Source organism: Streptomyces sp. NPDC057428 (genome assembly GCF_042803195.1).
GTDB lineage: Bacteria > Actinomycetota > Actinomycetes > Streptomycetales > Streptomycetaceae > Streptomyces.
Genome location: NZ_JBHVCT010000001.1, coordinates 1 through 19,768, shown reverse-complemented (window position 1 = coordinate 19,768; position 19,768 = coordinate 1). Strand labels below are relative to the sequence as shown.

Genomic DNA, 19,768 nt, shown 5'->3' with positions numbered 1-19,768 from the left:
GGGGGAGTGCGGGGCCGGGTCCGGAGGGGGGACCCGGCCCCGTCGGTTCTGTCGGGTCCGCCGCCGGGCGGTGGACCCGCTCCGGTCGGTACGGCCGCTGGCTCGGTAGGGACTTCGGACACTCCGCGGACTCGAGCACGAAGGCTTGGCGGAGGTTGTGACCGAATTACCAACAGGGTCGTATGCGGAGACCTCCGCCGACGGGTGACCGCGCTGCCCGCGAGCTGGTGAAGGCCGTCAGCCATAGGTGCGGGCCCGGTACGCGTAGAGCGCTAGGGGGCAGGCCAGGAGGGGCCCGGACGTCGGCCCAGGACGAGCCGGCGGGGAAGCGACGTCGGGGCCCCTCCACGGCGTGACCGGCCCGGCCGGCCGGGCGCGTGGGGTCCGGCGGACCGGACCCCCGGCCGGCCGGACCGGAGTCGGGATGAACTTAACAGTCCCGAAATATCTTGCGTAAGTACTTGCAGGAAGAAATCTCCGAGATTTCGGTGATGTGAGCGGGGGGTAATCGCTTCATGTCCAGGGGGTTGACCGGGGCAGGTCAGGATCGTACGGTCTGCTGCACCCCAGCTTTTGCATCCTTGCTGCAAGAACCTTCATGAGCCTTGAGGGCACGGCGCGTTGCCACGTGAGGCTGCTCCGCCATCCCCGCACTTCCCCCACCGCAGGAGGAAAGTCATGGCACGCAGATCTCTGTCTGCCGCGCTGGCCCTCGCCACGAGCGCAGCCGTCCTCGCCATCCCCACCGGCCTGGGCGCCGCCGGTACCGCCCAAGCGGCGCCGCCCGGCGGGAAGGACGTCACCGCGGTGATGTTCGAGTGGAAATTCGCCTCGGTGGCGAAGGCCTGCATGGACAGCCTCGGGCCCGCCGGGTACGGCTTCGTCCAGGTCTCCCCGCCCCAGGAGCACATCCAGGGCGGCCAGTGGTGGACCTCGTACCAACCCGTCAGCTACAAGATCGCCGGCCGCCTCGGTGACCGAGCGGCCTTCGCGAACATGGTCGCCACCTGTCACGGCGCGGGCGTCAAGGTCATCGCGGACTCGGTCATCAATCACATGTCCGCCGGTTCGGGCACCGGCACCGGGGGGTCCTCGTACGGCAAGTACGACTACCCGGGCACCTACTCCGTCAACGACATGAACGACTGCCAGGCTCAGATATCCAACTACGGTGACCGGGCCAACGTACAGAACTGCGAACTGGTCGGCCTGGCGGACCTGGACACCGGTGAGGACTACGTACGCGGCAGGATCGCCGGCTACCTCAACGACCTGCTGTCCCTGGGTGTCGACGGCTTCCGTATCGACGCCGCCAAGCACATGCCGGCCGGAGACCTCGCGAACATCAAGTCCAGGCTGAGCAACACCGGCGTGTACTGGAAGCACGAAGCGATCTACGGAGCCGGCGAGGCCGTGTCGCCCTCGGAATACCTCGGCAGCGGCGACGTCCAGGAGTTCCGCTACGCCCGCAGCCTCAAGCAGGTCTTCAACAACGAGAACCTCGCCTACCTGAAGAACTTCGGCGAGGGCTGGGGCTTCATGGAGTCCGGGAAGTCCGCGGTCTTCGTCGACAACCACGACACCGAGCGCGGCGGTGACACGCTGAACTACAAGGACGGCGCCAAGTACACCCTGGCGAGCGTCTTCATGCTGGCCCACCCCTACGGCTCCCCGGACGTCCACTCCGGCTACGAGTGGTCCGACAAGGACGCCGGCCCGCCCAACGGCGGTCAGGTAAACGCCTGTTACAGCGACGGCTGGAAGTGCCAGCACGCCTGGCGCGAGATCTCCTCCATGGTCGGCTTCCGCAACACCGCCCGCGGCCAGGGCGTCTCGAACTGGTGGGACAACGGCGGCGACCAGATCGCCTTCGGCCGCGGCTCCAAGGCGTACGTCGCGATCAACCACGAGGGCTCCCCGCTGACCCGGACCTTCCAGACGTCACTGCCCGCCGGTGACTACTGCGACGTCCAGTCCGGCAAGGGCGTCACCGTCAACGGCTCAGGGCAGTTCACCGCCACCCTGGGCTCGGGCACGGCCGTGGCCCTGCACGCCGGCGCCCGGACCTGCACTGCCCCTGACCCCGGCGCCGGCCAGTCCGGCGCCTCCTTCGGCGTCAACGCCACCACCCAGCCCGGCCAGAACATCTACGTCACAGGAAGCCAGGCGGCCCTGGGCAACTGGGCGCCCGGCAGCGCGCTGAAGCTCGACCCGGCGACTTACCCCGTGTGGAAGCTCGACGTCGCCCTGCCCGCCGGGACCTCGTTCGCGTACAAGTACCTCCGCAAGGACGCGAGCGGCAACGTCACCTGGGAGAGCGGCGCCAACCGCACCGCCGCCGTGCCGTCCTCCGGCAAGGTCACGCTGACCGCCGACGTCTGGCGCAGCTGACGCAATCGACCGCGGGCCGGGGACGCGAGGGTGAGCGTCCCCGGCCCGCGCTTCGCTACACCGCCCGTTCCCCGAAAGCCGAGGAGTACCCGCCCGTGTCCCGAACCACCCTCCGCCGGGGAGCCGTCGCCGCACTGTGCGCGGCGCTGCTGCCCGTCGTACCGGCGGCGTCCGCGTCCGCCGCGCCCAGACCTCCGTCCCCGCCCTCGGACGCGAAACTCGCGAAGGAGCCCGGCAGGCACGACCTGACCCGCGAGCAGTTCTACTTCGTGCTGCCCGACCGGTTCGCCGACGGAGACACCTCCAACGACCGGGGCGGTCTCACCGGCTCGCGGCTGGAGACCGGCTACGACCCCACGGACAAGGGGTTCTACCAGGGCGGCGACCTCAAAGGCCTCACCCAGCGGCTCGACTACATCAAGGGTCTCGGCACCACGGCGATCTGGCTCGCCCCCATCTTCAAGAACCGGCCCGTGCAGGGAACGGGTGACAACGCCTCGGCCGGCTACCACGGCTACTGGATCACCGACTTCACCCAGGTCGACCCGCACTTCGGGACCAACGCCGATCTCACGAAGCTGATCGACAAGGCCCACGGCAAGGGCATGAAGGTCTTCTTCGACGTCATCACCAACCACACGGCCGACACCGTCGACTACGCCGAGAAGAAGTACGGCTACAAGCCCAAGGGCGCCTTCCCGTACCTCGACGAGGAAGGCCGGCCGTTCGACGATGCCCAGGGCATCGCGAAGGTGGACGCCGACTCCTTCCCGTACACCCCGGAGAACAAGGGGAAGAAGGTCCCGGCCTGGCTCAACGACACCACGATGTACCACAACCGGGGCGACTCGACCTACGCCGGCGAGTCCACCGAGTACGGCGACTTCTCCGGCCTGGACGACCTGTGGACCGAGCGGCCCGAGGTCGTCTCCGGCATGGAGAAGATCTACGAGAAGTGGGTCCGCGACTTCGACATCGACGGCTTCCGCATCGACACCGTCAAGCACGTCGACCTGGACTTCTGGACCCGGTGGGCGACCGCCCTCGACGGCTACGCCGCGAAGCACGGCCGGGACGACTTCTTCATGTTCGGCGAGGTCTACTCCGCCGACACCGCGATCACCTCGCCGTACGTGACCCGGGGCAGGCTCGACGCGACGCTCGACTTCCCCTTCCAGGAAGCGGCACGGCAGTACGCCTCCCAGGGCGCCCCGGCCTCGAAGCTCGCCGCCGTCTACGCGGACGACTACCGCTACACCAGCGACAAGGCCAACGCCTACGAGCAGGTGACCTTCCTCGGCAACCACGACATGGGCCGCGTCGGGACCTTCCTGAAGCAGGACAACCCGGAGGCAGGCGACGCCGAACTCCTGGACCGCGCCCGCCTCGCCGGCGAGCTGATGTTCCTCGGCCGCGGCAACCCGGTGGTCTACTACGGCGACGAGCAGGGCTACACCGGAGCGGGCGGAGACAAGGACGCCCGGCAGACGCTCTTCGCCTCGAAGACCGCCGACTACCTCGACGACGATCAGATCGGCACCGACCGCACGCACGCGTCCGACGCGTACGACACCACCCACCCGCTCTACCGGTCCGTAGCAGCCCTCTCGAAGCTCACCCGGGAGCACCCGGCCCTGCGCGACGGCACCCAGACCGAGCGCTACTCCGAGGGCTCCGTCCACGCCTTCTCGCGTACGGACAGCAGGAAGCCGTACGAGTACGTCGTCGCCTCCAACAACTCCACCCAGGCGAGGACGGTCGAGCTGCCAACCGAGTCGGCGGGCATGAACTTCCGTACGCTGTACGGAGGTTCCGGAACAGTTCGCAGCGCCGCCGACAAGACCGTCAAGGTCACCGTGCCCGCGCTCTCCAGCATCGTGCTCCGCGCCGACAAGCCGCTCGCCGCTCCCGCCACCAAGCCCTCGATCACCCTGAAGGCCCCGGCGGCGGGAGGCACCGGCACCGTCGAGATCGCCGCCGACGTGGACGGAGGAGACCTGAACCGGGTCGTGTTCGCCGCGCAGACCGGCAACGGGAAGTGGACCACCCTGGGCTCCGCCGACCACGCCCCGTACAAGGTCACCCAGCACCTCGACGGCTCGGTGAAGGCCGGCACCGCGCTGCGCTACAAGGCCGTGGTCGTCGACCGGGCCGGACGCACCACCGGCGCCCTCGCCTCCACGACCGCCGGCCAGGCCCCGCCCGCCCCGAAGCCCGTCGCCGTCGACCGCGACCAGGCCGTCGTCCACTACAAGCGGGCGGACGGCGACTACGAGGGCTGGCAGCTGAAGTCCGGTGACGTGACCGCCGACTTCGTCGGGCGCGACGCCTACGGCGCCTTCGCCTGGATCGACCTGGACGAAGACGCCTCCTTTGTGCCGTACACGGTGGAGAAGAACGGCACGGCCGACGGGCCCGAGCGGACCGTCGACCTCGCGAGGACCGGCCAGGTCTGGATCGAGCAGGGCAAGGACGAACAGTCCGCCGAGGCCCCCGAAGCCCCTCCCCAGGACACCTCCAAGGCGGTCCTGCACTACCACCGGGCCGACGGTGACTACGCCGGGTGGGGGCTGCACACCTGGACCGGGGCCGCCGCGCCCACGGACTGGGCCAGGCCGCTGGAGCCGGTGAAGACCGATGCCTACGGCGTGACCTTCGAGGTGCCGCTCACCGACGGCGCCACCTCGCTGAGCTACATCCTCCACAAGGGTGACCAGAAGGACCTCCCCAGCGACCAGTCCCTCGACATCGCCTCGTACGGCCACGAGGTCTGGATGCTCGGCGGGAAGCCGAGCTACCTGCTGCCGCAGACGGGCGGTGCGCCGACGCCCGACCTCACCAAGGCCGAGGCCCAGTGGATCGACGCGAACACCGTCGTCTGGAAGGTGAAGGCCACCGACGCCACCAGCCAGCAGCTCGTGTACGCGAGGAACGGAGGGATCTCCGTCGTCGACGGGGCGCTGTCCGACGAGGGCCGGTGGCTCCGCCTCGGCGCCACGGAACTCACCGGCGCGCAGAAGGCGAAGTACCCGCACCTCAAGGACTACCCGGCCTTCACCGTCGACACCCGGGACCGGGACAGGATCCGGGAGTCCCTGCGCGGTCAGCTGATCGCCACGCAGCGCGCGGCCAACGGCGCCCTGCTCGCCGCCACCGGCGTACAGACGGCCGGAGTGCTGGACGAGCTGTACGGCAAGGCCGCGAGCGGCGCCGCCCTCGGCCCGGTCTTCCGCAAGGGCAGCCCCACGCTCTCCGTCTGGGCACCCACCGCCCGCACGGTCGCGCTCGAACTCGACGGCCGCACCGTCCCGATGCGCCGTGACGACCGCACCGGCGTGTGGTCGGTCACCGGCAAGAAGTCCTGGGCGGGCAAGTCCTACCGCTACGTCGTCCAGGTCTGGGCCCCCACCGTCCAGAAACTGGTCACCAACAAGGTCACCGACCCCTACTCCACCGCCCTGACCGCCGACTCCGCCCGCAGCCTCGTCGTCGACCTCGACGACCCGGCGCTGGCACCGCGCGGATGGTCCGGCCTGAAGAAGCCCGCCGCCGTCCCGCTGCGCAACGCGCAGATCCAGGAGTTGCACGTCCGCGACTTCTCGATCACGGACTCCACGTCGAAGCACCCCGGCGAGTACCTCGCCTTCACCGACACCCGGTCCGACGGCATGAAGCACCTCAAGGAGCTCGCCGCTTCCGGCACCAGCTACGTGCACCTGCTGCCTGTCTTCGACATCGGGACCATCCCGGAGAAGAAGTCCGACCGGCAGCAGCCCGCCTGCGACCTGTCCGTCTACGCCCCCGACTCCGAGGAGCAGCAGGCCTGCGTCGTGAAGGCAGCGGCCAAGGACGGCTTCAACTGGGGCTACGACCCCCTCCACTACACGGTCCCCGAGGGCGGTTACGCCTCCGACCCGGACGGCACGAAGCGCACCGTCGAATTCCGGCAGATGGTCCAGGGGCTCAACGGCGCCGGACTGCGGACCGTCATGGACGTCGTCTACAACCACACCGTCGCCGCCGGTCAGGACGACAAGTCCGTCCTCGACAGGATCGTGCCCGGCTACTACCAGCGGCTCCTTCAGGACGGCACCGTCGCCACCTCGACCTGCTGCGCCAACACCGCGACCGAGAACACCATGATGGGCAAGCTCGTCGTGGACTCGATCGTCACCTGGGCCAAGGAGTACAAGGTCGACGGCTTCCGCTTCGACCTGATGGGACACCACCCCAAGGCCAACATCCTCGCCGTCCGCAAAGCGCTGGACGAGCTGACCGTCGCCAGGGACGGCGTCGACGGGAAGAAGATCATCCTGTACGGCGAGGGCTGGAACTTCGGTGAGATCGCCGACGACGCCCGCTTCGTCCAGGCCACCCAGAAGAACATGGCCGGCACCGGCATCGCCACCTTCTCCGACCGGGCCCGCGACGCCGTGCGCGGTGGCGGCCCCTTCGACGAGGACCCCAGGGTCCAGGGCTTCGCCTCCGGCCTCTACACCGACCCCAACACCTCACCCGCCAACGGCACCGAGGCCGAGCAGAAGGCCCGGCTCCTCCACTACCAGGACCTGATCAAGGTCGGCCTCACCGGCAACCTCGCCGACTACACCTTCACCGACACCCGGGGGCGTGAGGTCAAGGGCTCCGGCGTCGACTACAACGGGGCCCCCGCCGGATACGCGGCGACGCCCGGCGACGCCCTCGCCTACGCCGACGCCCACGACAACGAGACGCTCTACGACGCACTCGCCTTCAAGCTCCCGGCCGGCACCCCGGCCGCCGACCGGGCCCGCATGCAGGTGCTGGCCATGGCGACGGCTGCGCTGTCCCAGGGGCCCGCGCTCTCCCAGGCGGGCACGGACCTGCTGCGCTCCAAGTCGCTTGACCGCAACTCCTACGACAGTGGCGACTGGTTCAACGCGCTGCACTGGGACTGCCGCAAGGGCAACGGCTTCGGCCGGGGGCTTCCGCCCGCCGCCGACAACAAGGACAAATGGTCCTACGGGAAGCCGCTGCTGAGCTCCGCCGCGCTCACCCCCGGATGCGCGGAGATCACGGGCGCGTCCGCCGCCTACCAGGACCTGCTCACCATCCGGACCACGGAGAAGGACTTCGGCCTCACCACAGCGGCCCAGGTGCAGGACGCCCTGTCCTTCCCGCTCTCCGGCAAGGACGAGACACCCGGCGTGATCACCATGCGGCTGGGCAAGCTCGTCGTCGTCATGAACGCCACCCCGGGGACCCTCGGCCAGGCCCTCCCCGGGCTGGCCGGAAAGCCCTACGCCCTGCACCCCGTCCAGGCGGCGGGGGCCGACCCCACGGTCAGGAAGGCCGCGTACGAAAGGAAGTCGGGCAGCTTCACCGTGCCGGGACGCACGGTCGCCGTGTTCCTGGCGCGCTGACGATCCGCACCGGCCGGTCCCGTCTCCGCCCCCCAGGGGTCCGGAGGCGGGACCGGCTGGTCCCGCCTCCCGGATCCCACCGGCCAGGACCGCCTTGTGCCACCGGGACGATCGGGGAAAGCTGAGATCCGACAGTCCCACCGCACGCACCCAGGAGCGCTTGATGCCGCAGATCACCGTCGACTACTCCGCCGAGCTCGACGACGGCTTCGACCGCCGCGGCTTCGCCCTCGCCCTGCACCCGCTGGTCGCCGAGACCGTCACCACGAAGATCCCCGGCTGCAAGACCCGCTTCCGCCGCGTCGAGGAGTCGGTCGTGGGTGACGCCCCGGCGGGCGACGCGATCGTGCACGTCGAGGTCGCGCTGCTGGCCGGACGCACCGCCGAGCTCAAGGGGCGGCTGACCGCGGCGATCCTGGACCTGCTGGCCGGCCACCTGAAGGCCGCCGACGGCCTGGTCGTCCACACCTCGGCCGAGACCAGGGACCTCGACCCGTCCTTCGCCAAGAGCTAGAACGCCCGCTCAGGCCCGCCGCTGCGGCGGCACCACGGGAACGGCGGGCGCCAGGGTGGCGAAGCGTGAGAGCAACTCGTCGAAGGGGCCGTCCGCCGGCTCCTGTGCGAAGACCCGCAGCATGATCCCGGCCATCTCCCGGTCGTCAGCGAAGAGCGCCCACCCGGCTGCCGTCCACCAGGATCCCCGCCAGCCGTGCCCGGTCGCCCTGGACGGCCGGCAGCGCCATCAGCCGGCCGTCGGTCCGGCCCCGCACTCCGCCCGCCGCCATCAGAGAGGCGAACTGCCGGGAGCCCGCAGCCAGTACGTACCACCGTCCGCCGTCCGACTTCCACAGCACGCCCGCCAGCACCCGGGGCCGGCGTATCCCGCAGTCCGGCGTGTCCTCGGCGCGGGCCGCGACCGCACCGGGGGCCCCGGCCCCGCCCGACAGCTCCGGCGGGGCCTGGAACTGTGCCAGAACCCGGCTCCCCCTGCCCCGCCAGGTGTCCGCCCTGGTACACAGCCACTGTGCGGCCCCCTCGCCCTCGGGGAGCTGCTGTCTCGCGTACGCCCAGGAGTTCACCGACCGGACTCCGTTGGACCGCAGTGCCGGGAGCAGGCACGCCGTGCGCGCCCAGCTCTCCCGCTCGCCCCGGCCCGAGACGTCGTGCGGAACTGACGGCGCCCCCGACGTGAGCCGGGCGGGGGTGAGTTCACCGAGATCCGTCATGAGCCGCGCGGCCGTGCCGTCCCGCACCTCCAGCGCCTGCCACGACCGGCAGTCCACCCGGCCGCCCTCCTTCGGCTCCGGCACCGCCATCGGGTCCGTGACCCCGTGCCCGTCGAGAGCCAGCGGCCGGGGCCGCCGAAGCGGTGCGAGCAGATCGCGTACGGAGGCCTTGCGCACCCAGGGCGCCGTCAGATAGCGGATCCGCCCGTCCCTGCGCTGCACCACCAGCGCACTGGCCGCCACCGCGTCCGCACCGTCCACCCGGGCGAAGTCCAGGGCCGCGCCCCCGGCCGGATCGGCGTTGCGCGGTTCGGCGTAGCGCACCACGCGCAGACCGTCGTGGAACAGCACCACCGACGCCGGGCCCACCTCACCGGCGTAGAGCAGCTGCGGAGGGCCCATCGGGGGGCCGTCCGGCGTCCCGGGCGTCGCGGACGCGGTCACCGCGGGTCCCGGCCGCGCCCAGGCGGCGAGTGCGCGGCGCAGCAGCCGGGTGTCCCCGGTCCGGTCGCCGCGCGTCGGCCAGACGGTGAAGTCCATGCGCTCCGACCCCCGCCACAGCCCGGCCGGCACCCTGCGCAACGCGGCGGGGTCCAGGGCGCGCTGGGCGGAGTGGTGACGGGAGTAGAGCGGTGCGGAGGCGGGGCCCGGTCCGCCCAGGCCGTCTCCCGGGGCGAGCAGCAGAGTCCCGCAGACCAGCACCGCCCCGAGCCCTGCCAGGACGGCCCGCCCGCGCCGCCCGCGGCGGGCCGCGTCGGTGGGCCTGACCTGGAGGGAGCACGGGTCGAACTCGGGCGAGGCCAGCAGGGTGTACGGCGCGGTGAGCGCGTCGGCCTCCAGCAGCGCGGCCCGCGGATCCGCGACGCCCACGGCTTCGAGCACCCCGCATACCTCCGCGTCGTCGAGCCCCTCGAGCCCCCGCAGGACGTGCGCGGCGCGGGACGGCCCCGACACCCCGGCCAGGGCCTGCTCCAGGGCCAGTTCGTCCGCCCCGCACGAGTGCGGGAACAGCCGCAGCCCCCACACCTGCGGGACCAGCGGCGGGAACTGCGCCCGCCGGGGCCGGGCGAACCGCAGCAGGGGCAGCCCGGCCTCCAGCGCGGAGCGCACGACCCGGAGCCGTACGTACGCGTACGCGTGACGCGGGTCGGCTGCCTCTCCGGCGGCCAGGGCCCGCTGGGCCAGCCAGTGGGCCGACATGACACGGCGGTTGCGGCCCAGTGAGGGGGCCAGCACGAGGTAGGCGACCCGGACCAGGCGTGCGTAGTGCTCGGCGGGCGCGGGCGCGGGCGCGGGCGCGGGCGCGGCCTCGGTCCGGTCCGAGGCGGCCGGATTCGCGAACGGGCGGCCGGCGGTCGGCGGTACTGCTCGCATCGGGGGCATGTTCAGCAGAACGAGCGATTGGTGCGATGGTCACTCCGGCACGTGCGCCCCCTGGAGCGGGTTGCATGGTTTCCCCGCGCCGTGCGATACCACCGGGGCACGATGGCCGGATGGTGCAGCAGCAGGTATGGCGACGAGTACGGGCCCCCCGGGCCGCCGCGGCCGTGCTGGCGGGGTTCGCCCTGCTCACCGCCTGCGGCGGGGGAGCGGACGGCGACGACGGGCCCGCCGTACCGGCGACCGCCGAGGGGACACTGGAGCAGCTGGCCTCGAAGGCGGACTGCGATCCCGACCTCCAGACGGACGCGGAGGAACTCCGCTAGGCCAACTGTAAGACCGCGGACGGGCGATATGTGCTGGCCACGTTCGCCACCGACCGTGGCCAGCGGGAGTGGATCAACGAGGCCAATGACTACGGCGGTTCCTACCTGGTCGGCCGGAAGTGGGTCGCCGTCGGCGACCCGAGGGTGGTCGCGGCGCTGCGCGGCCGGCTCGGGGGGACGGTGGAGACCGCCGCGCCGCACCACTCGGGGAACAGTGGCAGTGGGGGGAGCGAGGGCGGGCACTCCGGTCACCACGGGAGCTGACCGCGCAGGTTCGGGGGCCGGCCGCGGGGCCCCGTCCGGGTCACGCCGGGCTCATGGCCCGGTCCGGACGGGGCCCCGGGCGGCGGGGACACCGCGTCAGCCGCACTTGCGGGCGCCGTTGATGCAGCTCACCACCTTCCTCATCAGCTTGTCGTCGAAGACGTTGATGAAGTCGCCGTGATCGGTGACCGGCTTGTGCAGCTGTTCCGGGAAGGAGTCCACGGCGAAGCCGGGGCCGGGCGGGACGTCGTACACGATGCGCTGCACGAGCTGCGGGATGGCCCGGAAGCCGCTGGGGCACCGCCCGTCGTCCTGCGCGAACGCCACATGGGTGCGGTGGTTGGCGCTGTCGGTGTTCCGGCCGTCCCAGCAGCTCTGGAAGGCGAAGGAGCGCACCACCTGGCTGCCTTCGGGGCAGATCGGGTACTTGTCCTTGAGCTGCCTGTTCTCGAATCCGGTGCAGCTCCAGGAGGCGTTCGCGTTGGCGTCGCCGTTGGTGAGTGACTTGGCGTCCCCGGTGATGATGCGCAGGAAGCGCGGCATCGCCGTGACCTTGCCGGCGGGGGAGCCCACGAACTTCAGCGTGACCTGGGAAGGGGTCTGTATCTCCCCGGTGTTCTGGTCCTTCCCGCCGCCGTCCGCCGCGACGTCGTTCTCGTCCTGGCCGTTCTGCAGGCGCAGCACGGGCCAGTAGTAGGTGGATCTGTCGCCGCGGTTCCGGCAGGTCGTCTCGCCTGCCGCCAGGTCGTCGTCGCCGGCGAACGCGTCCGTGGCCTGGTTCCCGACGTAGTCGTGCATGTGGTGGGCGCCGTTGCTCACGCCCGGGGCCGCGATGACGTTGTCGGGGTTGAACTTGCCGTTCTCGTTGCGGCCGCAGGACGTGGTGAACGTGCCGCGCGAGGCTCCCCTGCGGAGGCGGGGACGGTCGACGTTGGGCTGGACCGACTCGATGTCGACGAAGTCGGAGGCCTCGGGACCGTTGCCCTGCTGCCCCTGGTCCCCTCCCTGGTCGCCCCCGTCCTGGCCCTGGTCCGCGCCCTCCCCGGGATCCTGGCCTTCGGCCTGGCCGTCCCCTCCGCCTTCGCCCTGGCCGCCACCGGCCTCGTCGTCCGCGCGCAGGCTGCACCCGGCGAGACCGTCCAGTCCCTGCGGGCGGTCACCCGCCACCCGCTCCACGGCCATCCCGATGCGGTCCAGGCTGGCCGCCCGCTTGCTCCGCAGCGGGTCCAGAACCGCGTTCCGGGCCAGATCCGGATCGCGGGAGATCTGCTCCCTGCGGTCCGCGAACTGCTGGTACGCGTCGGTGATCTGCGTATCCATGGCTGCCAGTTCGCGATCGACCTCCGGCCGCGCCTGTTCCGGTACGTCGGGAAGGGCTGTTCCCGCGTCGGGGCAGTCAATGGTGGACATCTGGCGAGCCGCCGTCCGGGCCTGCCCGGGAGGCGAGCCGGAACCGCTCTCGCCCGCACTCGCGTAGACGTTGACGGCGACCAGCCCACCTCCACCCAGGATCAGCGCGGCCGAGGCGACGATCGCCCGGTTGGCCAGCGTCGAACGTTTCTTGCGCGATGTGCGTCCCATGGAACTCCTCCGCTTCGGTGCTTCGAGTCAGAAGCGTGACGTCCCATACGGGCGGGGTGCACCGCCCGTTCAGTCAGCCGCGGAATTCGTCGGACGATCACGCCCGCAACGGCCGTCCCCCGACGACGGGAGACCCCGGGGGACAGAAGCAGAGATCGCGGCTGTGCATCAGAGTCCTCTCACCCGTCGGTACGGACCCCGTGCCGGCTGCCTCACCCCTCGCGTCCGCACCGCCCGTCCTACGGCCACGCAGAGGGTCAGGGCACGCCGGAAGGGGCGTCCGCGGGCGGACGCCCCTTCGATGACCGGGCCGATGGGCCGGACCCGGCCACCCGGCGGGGATCAGACCTGGTCGGCCTTCTCCAGCGCGGTGCAGCAGGTGTCGACGATCAGCCGCGTGACGACGTACGGGTCGACGTTGGCGTTCGGACGGCGGTCCTCGATGTAGCCCTTCCGGTCCTGCTCGACCTGCCACGGGATGCGGACCGAGGCGCCGCGGTCGGAGACGCCGTAGCTGTACTCGTTCCACGGGGCGGTCTCGTGCAGGCCGGTCAGACGGTCGTCGATGCCCGCGCCGTAGTGCTTGACGTGGTCCATCGGCTTCGAGCCCTCACCGAGCGACTCGGCCGCGGTGATGATCGCGTCGTAGCCCTCGCGCATCGCCTTCGTGGAGAAGTTGGTGTGCGCGCCCGCGCCGTTCCAGTCGCCCTTGACCGGCTTCGGGTCCAGCGTCGCGGAGACGTCGAAGTCCTCGGCGGTGCGGTAGAGCAGCCAGCGCGCGATCCACAGGTGGTCGGAGACCTCCAGCGGGGAGACCGGTCCGACCTGGAACTCCCACTGGCCGGGCATGACCTCGGCGTTGATGCCGGAGATGGCCAGACCCGCCTTCAGGCAGTTGTCGAGGTGCTTCTCGACGATCTCGCGGCCGAAGATCTCGTCGGAGCCCACACCGCAGTAGTAGCCGCCCTGAGCGGCCGGGAAGCCGCCCTCGGGGAAGCCCAGCGGGCGGTGCCCGTCGAAGAAGGTGTACTCCTGCTCGATGCCGAAGACCGGCTCCTGGCCCGCGAACCGCTCGGCGACCGGGCGCAGCTCCGCGCGGGTGTTGGACGCGTGCGGCGTCATGTCGATGTCGAAGACCTCGCACAGGACGAGGATGTCCTCGCCGCCGCGGATCGGGTCCGGACACGTGAAGACCGGCTTCAGCACCCGGTCGGAGGCGTGGCCCTCGGCCTGGTTGGTGCTCGAACCGTCGAAGCCCCAGATGGGCAGCTCCGTCACGCCCCCGGACGGACTTCCGGACATGATCTTCGTCTTGGAGCGGAGCTTGGCGGTCGGCTCGGTGCCGTCGATCCAGATGTACTCAGCCTTGAACGTCACGGACGCCATCCTTTGCGGGTGCTGCGGTCTGTCGTGCGCAGCTTCGCAAGCCGCGATTTCCCGGCCGTTGCCCGTGTGTGAACCACGCGTTACCGGAGTTTCCCCCTGGTGTCGCACGGCAGGCCGACACCGCCCGGGTGCCCTTTGCCTCCGTCGCACCCGATACCGGTGCGCACCGTACGACCAGGTCCGGGCACACTTGCGGCATGACCACACACGCCGCCTCCGGCGGCCCGCTGCGCATCGGCCTCGTCGGCGCGGGCCCCTGGGCCCGCATGACCCACGCCCCCGCGCTCGCCTCCCATCCCGGCGTCGAGCTGAGCGGTGTCTGGGGGCGGCGCCCCGAAGCCGCGAAGGCGCTGGCCGCCGCACACGGGACCGGGGCCTTCACGGGGGAAGAGGGCCTGGACGCACTCCTGGCCGCGAGCGACGCGGTCGCCTTCGCCGTACCGCCGGACGTGCAGGCGCCGCTCGCCGCGCGTGCGGCCGCCGCCGGATGCCACCTGCTGCTGGACAAGCCGGCCGCGACCACGGTCGCGGGCGCGCGCGAGGTCGCCGAGGCGGCAGGACGGGCCGGGGTCGCCTCCGTGGTCTTCTGCACCATGCGTTTCGACGCTGGCACCGCCGCCTGGATCGCCGAACAGGCCGCGGCAGGAGGCTGGTTCACGGCACGGGCCATGTGGATCGGCGCGCTGTTCAAACCGGGCGCCGCCAACGAGTTCGGCGCGTCGCCCTGGCGCCGGGAGAAGGGCGGCCTGTGGGACGTCGGCCCGCACGCGCTCTCGGTCCTCGTCCCGGTGCTGGGCGAGGTGACGGAGGTGACCGCGGTCCGCGGACCGGCGGATGCCGCACATCTGCTCCTGCGGCACGCGTCCGGTGCGTCGAGCACGGTGACGCTCGCGCTGGACGCGCCGGAGGGAGCGACCGGGACCGAGCTGGAGCTCCGGGGCGAGGCCGGCGTGTCCTGCCTGCCCGCGGACGGGGTGGACGCCCGCGACGCCTTCCGGCTCGCCGTGGACGCGCTCGCGGAGGCGGCGCGTACGGGTGTGGCACACCCCTGCGACGTACGGTTCGGGCTGCGGCTCACCGAGGTGCTCGCCCAGGCCGAGGCGCAGCTCGGGCCGGTGCGCGGCTGATCCGACAGGCTCTCAGCGTCCGAGCGCGTCCCGGACGGCCTCGTCGGTCCTTGCCACCACGGCGGTGCCGTCCTCGGCGGTGATGATGGGGCGCTGGATCAGCTTCGGGTGCCCGGCCAGCGCCGTGATCCACCGCTCGCGCGAACCGGGCTCCCTCGGCCACTCCTTGATCCCCAGCTCCACGGCCTCGGCCTCCCCGGTGCGCGTGATGTCCCACGGCTCCAGCCCGAGACGGCCGAGCACGTCCCGGATCTCCTCGGGGGAGGGCACGTCCTCCAGGTAGCGGCGGACGGTGTAGTCGGCGCCCTCGGCGTCGAGCAGACTCAGCGCGCCGCGGCACTTGGAACAGGCGGGATTGATCCAGATCTCCATGGGGCCCAGGGTACGGGAGTAAGCCCTGAAATAGCCTCTGGCCAGGGGCGATTGTCAGTGCGGGGCAGTAAAATGGAGGGAGTTCGTGAGGGTTCCACCACCGTGCCAGGAGGTTGCCGATGGCCGTCGCCACAGTCACGACCGAGCCGCTCCACAAGCCACTGCGCAAGAAGCCGCTCCCCGCGGGCCGGCCCCGCGAGTGGTACGTCTCGCACAACCGTCGCCTGAAGGCCATGCGCCTGGCGATCGCCCTGCTCGACACCGGTGTCTACCAGCCGTCGAGCGCCGACAACGACCGGATACGCACGATCGCCGACCGTCTTGCCATCCACCCGCCGTCCGACACCACCTGCCGCATGGTCCGCGCCCTGATCCGCTACGGCCGCTGACCCGGTCTCCCGTGCCCCCGGACCCGTCCGGGGGCACGGGAGCGCGACGGGGCCGCGGGCTCGGCTCCGTATACGGCCTTGACGGGCGGAGGTGGCCGCTGCGGCCATGCCTCCCGGACGGCCGCCGCAGGTTCGCCGCCGAACGGCCTGACGTCTCCTCGGCCACGCCAGGCTGATCCACACGCCGTCCGAAAGTGTGACGTGTCACAGACATTTCGGCAGTGCTGTGGGAACTTCAACTCTGCTACTCATCAGTTGAGTTGACGACGTCCAGTCCCGACGTGCGCGTGGAGAGGGTCGAATGAGCACTCTGCAAGCCATCACGCTCGACCAGGTGGTCGACACGGACCGCTACCCCCTGTCGGACCCGGAGAGCACCGGACGCGGCGACGTGGTGGCGCGGGCGCGGAGCGAACTGGCCTCGGTCGGCTGCACCGTACTGACCGACTTCATCAGGCCCGCGCTCCACGAGGTCCTGCGACAGGAGTGCGCCGCCATCGCCCCGCAGGCGTACTTCGACGTCGAGACGGTGAACGTCTACAACATCGACGTGGACGCCGATCTGCCCGGTGACCACCCCGGGCGGCGTACCTTCGAGCGCGGCAACGCGTTCGTCGCCCGCGACCGGGTGCCCGCCGGCTCCCTCATCAGCAGGCTCTACACCCACGAGCTGTTCCAGCGCTTCGTGGCCGACTGCTTCGCGCTGCCCGGCCTGCGCGAGCTCGCCGACCCGCTGTCCGGACTCGTACTCAACGTCGTGCGCCCGGGGATGGAGCACCCCTGGCACTTCGACACGAACGAGTACACGGTCAGCATGCTGACCCAGGGGGCCGAGGACGGCGGCGACTTCGAGTACTGCCCGAACATCAGGTCCGCCGACGACGAACGCTTCGACGACGTCCGGGACGTCCTGGACGGCCGCGGCGGGCCGATGACCCGCCACCTCCCGCTGAGACCGGGCGACCTGCAACTGTTCATGGGCCGCTACTCGCTGCACCGGGTCAGCCCCGTGCGGGGCGGCCGGGCCCGCCACAGCGCGATCTTCGCCTACAGCGAGCGCCCCGGCGTCATCGGGAGCGTCGCGAGAACCAGGCAGCTCTTCGGCCGCGTGCTGCCCGAGCACCTGGCCGCGGAGGGCCGGGCCGTGCGGGGTGACCGACTGCTGGACTGAAGGACTTCTCCCGACCAGGGCCCAGCCACGCGATCCACCAAGGAGAAGACCCTTGCGCCTCGACGCGACCGGAAAAGTCTCGCTGGACCACATCTACACCGCACCCGATCCCCGGACGTACTTCCAGGAACTGCGCCCCCTCGGCTACTGCGTCCCCCAACTCGCCAAGCCGTACTTCGAGAAGCTCGTCAAGGAGTACCGGGAGACCGAACAGGTCGCCGCCCCCCGGGTGCTGGACATCGGCTGCTCGTACGGGATCAACGCGGCCCTGCTGAAATACGACCTCACGATGGACGATCTCTACGCGCGCTACGACGGCACCGGGCCCACCACCCGCGCCGGGCTCCTGGCGTGCGACCAGGACCTCTCCCGCTCCCGGAGTCCGGCGAACAGCGTGCGGTTCACCGGCCTGGACGCCTCCACCAGCGCCCTGGCCTACGCGCGCGACGCCGGCTTCCTCGACGACACCGTCCACGCCGACCTGGAGACGTACGACCCCACCCCGGAGCAGCGCGGCCGGCTCGCCGGCACGGACCTGGTGATCTCCACCGGCTGCATCGGGTACGTCACCCAACGCACGCTTGTCCGTGTCGTCCAGGCGCAGGACGGGCGCCTCCCCTGGATGGCGCACTTCGTCCTGCGCATGTTCCCCTTCGACCCCGTCGAGCAGGCCCTGGCGGAACTGGGTTACCGCACGATCAAGGTCGACGGGGTCTTCAGGCAGCGGCGGTTCGCAGGACCCCAGGAACAGCGACGGGTCCTGGACGGCATGGCCGCGGCCGAGGTGGACGCGAGCGGGCTGGAGGAGGATGGCTGGCTCTACGCCCAGCTCCACCTCTCCACGCCCCGGCACCGGTAGAAACCCTTTCCCGCCCCCACTCACCGAGAAGAGAGCCGCATTGAACGTCAGTCAGGAAGCAGCAGCCGGAGCGACCTTCGCGCGTGAAAGCAGTCTGCCGAAGGTGCCGCTGCCCACACTCGAGGCGAGCTGCGAGAGGTTCCTCGCCTGGTGCGCCCCCTTGCTGACCGAGGAGGAGCGGACGGCCACCGAGGCCGAGGTCGCCGCCTTCCTGCGGCCAGGCGGCCCCGGCCGGACGCTGCACGCGGCGCTGGAGGAGTACGACGCGACGGAGGGGGTGCACAGCTGGCTCGACACCTTCTGGCCGTATCGCTACCTCGGCCGCCGGGACCGCATCGCGCTCAACGCCAACTTCTTCTTCCTCTTCCAGGACACCGGCGAGGGACAGCTCGACCGCGCGGCCGGACTCGTCGCCGGGGCGCTCCACCACAAGCGGCGGCTCGACGAGGGGCTCGTGGCTCCGGTGGAGCAGCGCGGGGTTCCGCAGTCCATGGTGCAGAACAAGTACCTCTTCTCCACCACCCGTATCCCCGGTGTGCCGCTGGACACCGTGCGCGCCCCGTACAGCGAGCAGGCGCCCGGGCCGTCGACGGCCCGGCACATCGTCGTGTTCTTCCGCGGCACCATGTTCCGGCTGGACGTCATCGGCCCGGACGGCGTCCCCCACAGCCTCGACGAGATCGAGGCGGGGCTGCGCGCGGTGACCAAGGCCGACGTCCATACGGCGCAGGAGGACAGGGCAGGACATCTCACCACCATGGCGCGTCCCGAATGGGCGGCCGCGCGGCAGGAGCTGCTGGCCCTGGGCCCCGGCAACGCCCGGACGCTGGACGACATCGAGACCGCCCTGTTCTGCGTCTGCCTGGAGGACTTCGCACCCGAGGACACCCAGCAGACCTGCGACGAGCTGCTGCACGGAGACCGGGGCAACCGGTGGTTCGACAAGGCCGTCTCCTTCGTCGTCTACGCGGACGGCCGGGCCGGCATCAACGTCGAGCACTGCGAGCTGGACGGGACGACCGTCCTCAGCTTCACCGACGCGCTGCTGGACACCTCGCCCGAGGAGCACTCCCGCCGCTCCGGCGCCCGTCCCCAGGGGCAGCCGGTCCCGCAGCCGCTCACCTTCGAACTGGACGGGCCCCTGAGGTCCCGGGTGCGCGCCGCCGCCGACGCGTTCGCCGCGTACGGGCGGGACACCGCCACCACCACGGTGTCCTTCGAGGACTTCGGCAGTACGGCCGCCAAGGCGCTCGGGGTGTCCCCCGACGCCTTCGTGCAGGCCGCGTACCAACTGGCCCACCAGCGCGCCAAGGGTCATCTGGGGGCGACGTACGAGTCGATCGCCACCCGGCAGTTCCGCCACGGCCGGACCGAGGCGATGCGCGTGGTGACCCCCGAGATGCCGGCCTTCGTCGCCGCGATGGAGGACCCCGGGGCGGGCCGCGACGCCCGCCGCGCCGCCTTCCGGGAAGCCGCCGCGGCCCATGTCGCCCGGGCGAAGGAGTGCCAGGCCGGCGAGGCGCCCGAGCAGCACCTCTGGGAGCTGGAACTGATCCAGCGCCGCCGGGGCGAGGAGCTCGGCGTGGACGAACAGCCCTCCCTGTACCGCTCCCCGGGCTGGCTGATCATGCGGGACGACTACCTGAGCACGAGCTCGGCGCCGTCGGAGAACATCCAGTACTTCGGCTTCGGCTCCACGAGCAGCCGCTGCATCGGCGTGGCCTACGTCCTGCTGCCGCAGCGGTTCAACCTCTACCTGAGCACCCCGCGCACGGTCGCCGACCAGATGGACGCCTTCGCCGACCGGCTCCGCGAGGCGGTGACGGAACTGCGGGAACTGCTGGCGGACTGACAGCCGCCGGACAGGCCGAAGGGCCGGCGTCCCGCACAGGAC

The 19,768-nt window shown here is 71.2% G+C and carries 13 protein-coding genes and 1 pseudogene; 9 read left to right on the top strand and 5 right to left on the bottom strand.

What is annotated here, in order from left to right; genetic code table 11:
* The first annotated feature begins 678 nt into the window (after positions 1–678).
* The 3 genes from ACFU5K_RS00070 (at position 679) to ACFU5K_RS00060 (ending at position 8,307) form a co-directional block, all read left to right on the top strand.
* Positions 679–2,391 (top strand): carbohydrate-binding module family 20 domain-containing protein, encoded by a 1,713-nt coding sequence (locus ACFU5K_RS00070; protein WP_384054669.1) that lies wholly within the window; start codon positions 679–681, stop codon positions 2,389–2,391.
* Positions 2,392–2,486: 95 nt separating this feature from the next.
* Positions 2,487–7,793, top strand: coding sequence for a pullulanase-type alpha-1,6-glucosidase (pulA, locus tag ACFU5K_RS00065; protein ID WP_384054666.1), 5,307 nt, complete (start codon positions 2,487–2,489; stop codon positions 7,791–7,793).
* Between the two features lie 163 nt (positions 7,794–7,956).
* Positions 7,957–8,307: a 5-carboxymethyl-2-hydroxymuconate Delta-isomerase gene (locus tag ACFU5K_RS00060; RefSeq protein ID WP_384054664.1), complete on the top strand. Its 351-nt coding sequence runs from the start codon at positions 7,957–7,959 to the stop codon at positions 8,305–8,307.
* A gap of 9 nt (positions 8,308–8,316) precedes the next feature.
* On the opposite strand, the gene ACFU5K_RS00055 is transcribed toward ACFU5K_RS00060, so the two are convergent.
* Positions 8,317–8,442 carry a hypothetical protein gene (locus ACFU5K_RS00055; RefSeq protein WP_384054661.1) on the bottom strand — a complete coding sequence of 42 codons (126 nt, stop codon included), beginning with the start codon at positions 8,440–8,442 and terminating at the stop codon, positions 8,317–8,319.
* 10 nt (positions 8,443–8,452) lie between these two features.
* Positions 8,453–10,402 carry a hypothetical protein gene (locus ACFU5K_RS00050; RefSeq protein WP_384054659.1) on the bottom strand — a complete coding sequence of 650 codons (1,950 nt, stop codon included), beginning with the start codon at positions 10,400–10,402 and terminating at the stop codon, positions 8,453–8,455.
* 110 nt (positions 10,403–10,512) lie between these two features.
* On the opposite strand from ACFU5K_RS00050, the pseudogene ACFU5K_RS00045 reads away from it, so the two are divergent.
* Positions 10,513–10,989, top strand: a pseudogene (locus ACFU5K_RS00045) (hypothetical protein).
* 96 nt (positions 10,990–11,085) lie between these two features.
* Here the strand turns inward: ACFU5K_RS00045 and ACFU5K_RS00040 are convergent.
* A complete protein-coding gene (locus ACFU5K_RS00040; RefSeq protein WP_384054656.1) occupies positions 11,086–12,570 on the bottom strand; it encodes a DUF1996 domain-containing protein in 1,485 nt (494 codons plus the stop codon).
* A gap of 342 nt (positions 12,571–12,912) precedes the next feature.
* On the bottom strand, positions 12,913–13,947 hold the full coding sequence (gene glnII / locus ACFU5K_RS00035; RefSeq protein WP_384054653.1) for a glutamine synthetase: 1,035 nt from the start codon (positions 13,945–13,947) through the stop codon (positions 12,913–12,915).
* A gap of 206 nt (positions 13,948–14,153) precedes the next feature.
* Between glnII and ACFU5K_RS00030 the strand changes: the two genes are divergently transcribed.
* Positions 14,154–15,083: a Gfo/Idh/MocA family protein gene (locus tag ACFU5K_RS00030; RefSeq protein WP_384054650.1), complete on the top strand. Its 930-nt coding sequence runs from the start codon at positions 14,154–14,156 to the stop codon at positions 15,081–15,083.
* Between the two features lie 12 nt (positions 15,084–15,095).
* Here the strand turns inward: ACFU5K_RS00030 and ACFU5K_RS00025 are convergent, their stop codons facing one another.
* Positions 15,096–15,455 carry an arsenate reductase family protein gene (locus ACFU5K_RS00025; RefSeq protein WP_384054647.1) on the bottom strand — a complete coding sequence of 120 codons (360 nt, stop codon included), beginning with the start codon at positions 15,453–15,455 and terminating at the stop codon, positions 15,096–15,098.
* A 119-nt stretch (positions 15,456–15,574) separates the two neighbouring features.
* On the opposite strand from ACFU5K_RS00025, the gene ACFU5K_RS00020 reads away from it, so the two are divergent.
* The 4 genes from ACFU5K_RS00020 to ACFU5K_RS00005 all read left to right on the top strand — a co-directional run bounded on the left by ACFU5K_RS00020 (position 15,575) and on the right by ACFU5K_RS00005 (position 19,726).
* Positions 15,575–15,844, top strand: a complete 270-nt coding sequence (locus ACFU5K_RS00020; RefSeq protein WP_384054645.1) for a hypothetical protein — start codon at positions 15,575–15,577, stop codon at positions 15,842–15,844.
* Between the two features lie 301 nt (positions 15,845–16,145).
* Positions 16,146–17,015: an arpA protein gene (locus ACFU5K_RS00015; RefSeq protein WP_384054642.1), complete on the top strand. Its 870-nt coding sequence runs from the start codon at positions 16,146–16,148 to the stop codon at positions 17,013–17,015.
* A gap of 52 nt (positions 17,016–17,067) precedes the next feature.
* On the top strand, positions 17,068–17,874 hold the full coding sequence (locus ACFU5K_RS00010) for a class I SAM-dependent methyltransferase (protein WP_384054638.1): 807 nt from the start codon (positions 17,068–17,070) through the stop codon (positions 17,872–17,874).
* Between the two features lie 40 nt (positions 17,875–17,914).
* Complete coding sequence (locus ACFU5K_RS00005; RefSeq protein WP_384054635.1) at positions 17,915–19,726, top strand: choline/carnitine O-acyltransferase; 1,812 nt, start codon at positions 17,915–17,917, stop codon at positions 19,724–19,726.
* The last annotated feature ends 42 nt before the right edge of the window (positions 19,727–19,768 follow it).

Bases quoted from the DNA above. Each gene is read 5' to 3' on its own strand.
- ACFU5K_RS00070 (WP_384054669.1), top strand. From the start codon at position 679: ATGGCACGCAGATCTCTGTCTGCCGCGCTGGCCCTCGCCACGAGCGCA.
- ACFU5K_RS00060 (WP_384054664.1), top strand. From the start codon at position 7,957: ATGCCGCAGATCACCGTCGACTACTCCGCCGAGCTCGACGACGGCTTC.
- ACFU5K_RS00055 (WP_384054661.1), bottom strand. From the start codon at position 8,442: ATGGCCGGGATCATGCTGCGGGTCTTCGCACAGGAGCCGGCGGACGGC.
- ACFU5K_RS00050 (WP_384054659.1), bottom strand. From the start codon at position 10,402: ATGCCCCCGATGCGAGCAGTACCGCCGACCGCCGGCCGCCCGTTCGCG.
- ACFU5K_RS00040 (WP_384054656.1), bottom strand. From the start codon at position 12,570: ATGGGACGCACATCGCGCAAGAAACGTTCGACGCTGGCCAACCGGGCG.
- ACFU5K_RS00030 (WP_384054650.1), top strand. From the start codon at position 14,154: ATGACCACACACGCCGCCTCCGGCGGCCCGCTGCGCATCGGCCTCGTC.
- ACFU5K_RS00025 (WP_384054647.1), bottom strand. From the start codon at position 15,455: ATGGAGATCTGGATCAATCCCGCCTGTTCCAAGTGCCGCGGCGCGCTG.
- ACFU5K_RS00020 (WP_384054645.1), top strand. From the start codon at position 15,575: ATGGCCGTCGCCACAGTCACGACCGAGCCGCTCCACAAGCCACTGCGC.
- ACFU5K_RS00015 (WP_384054642.1), top strand. From the start codon at position 16,146: ATGAGCACTCTGCAAGCCATCACGCTCGACCAGGTGGTCGACACGGAC.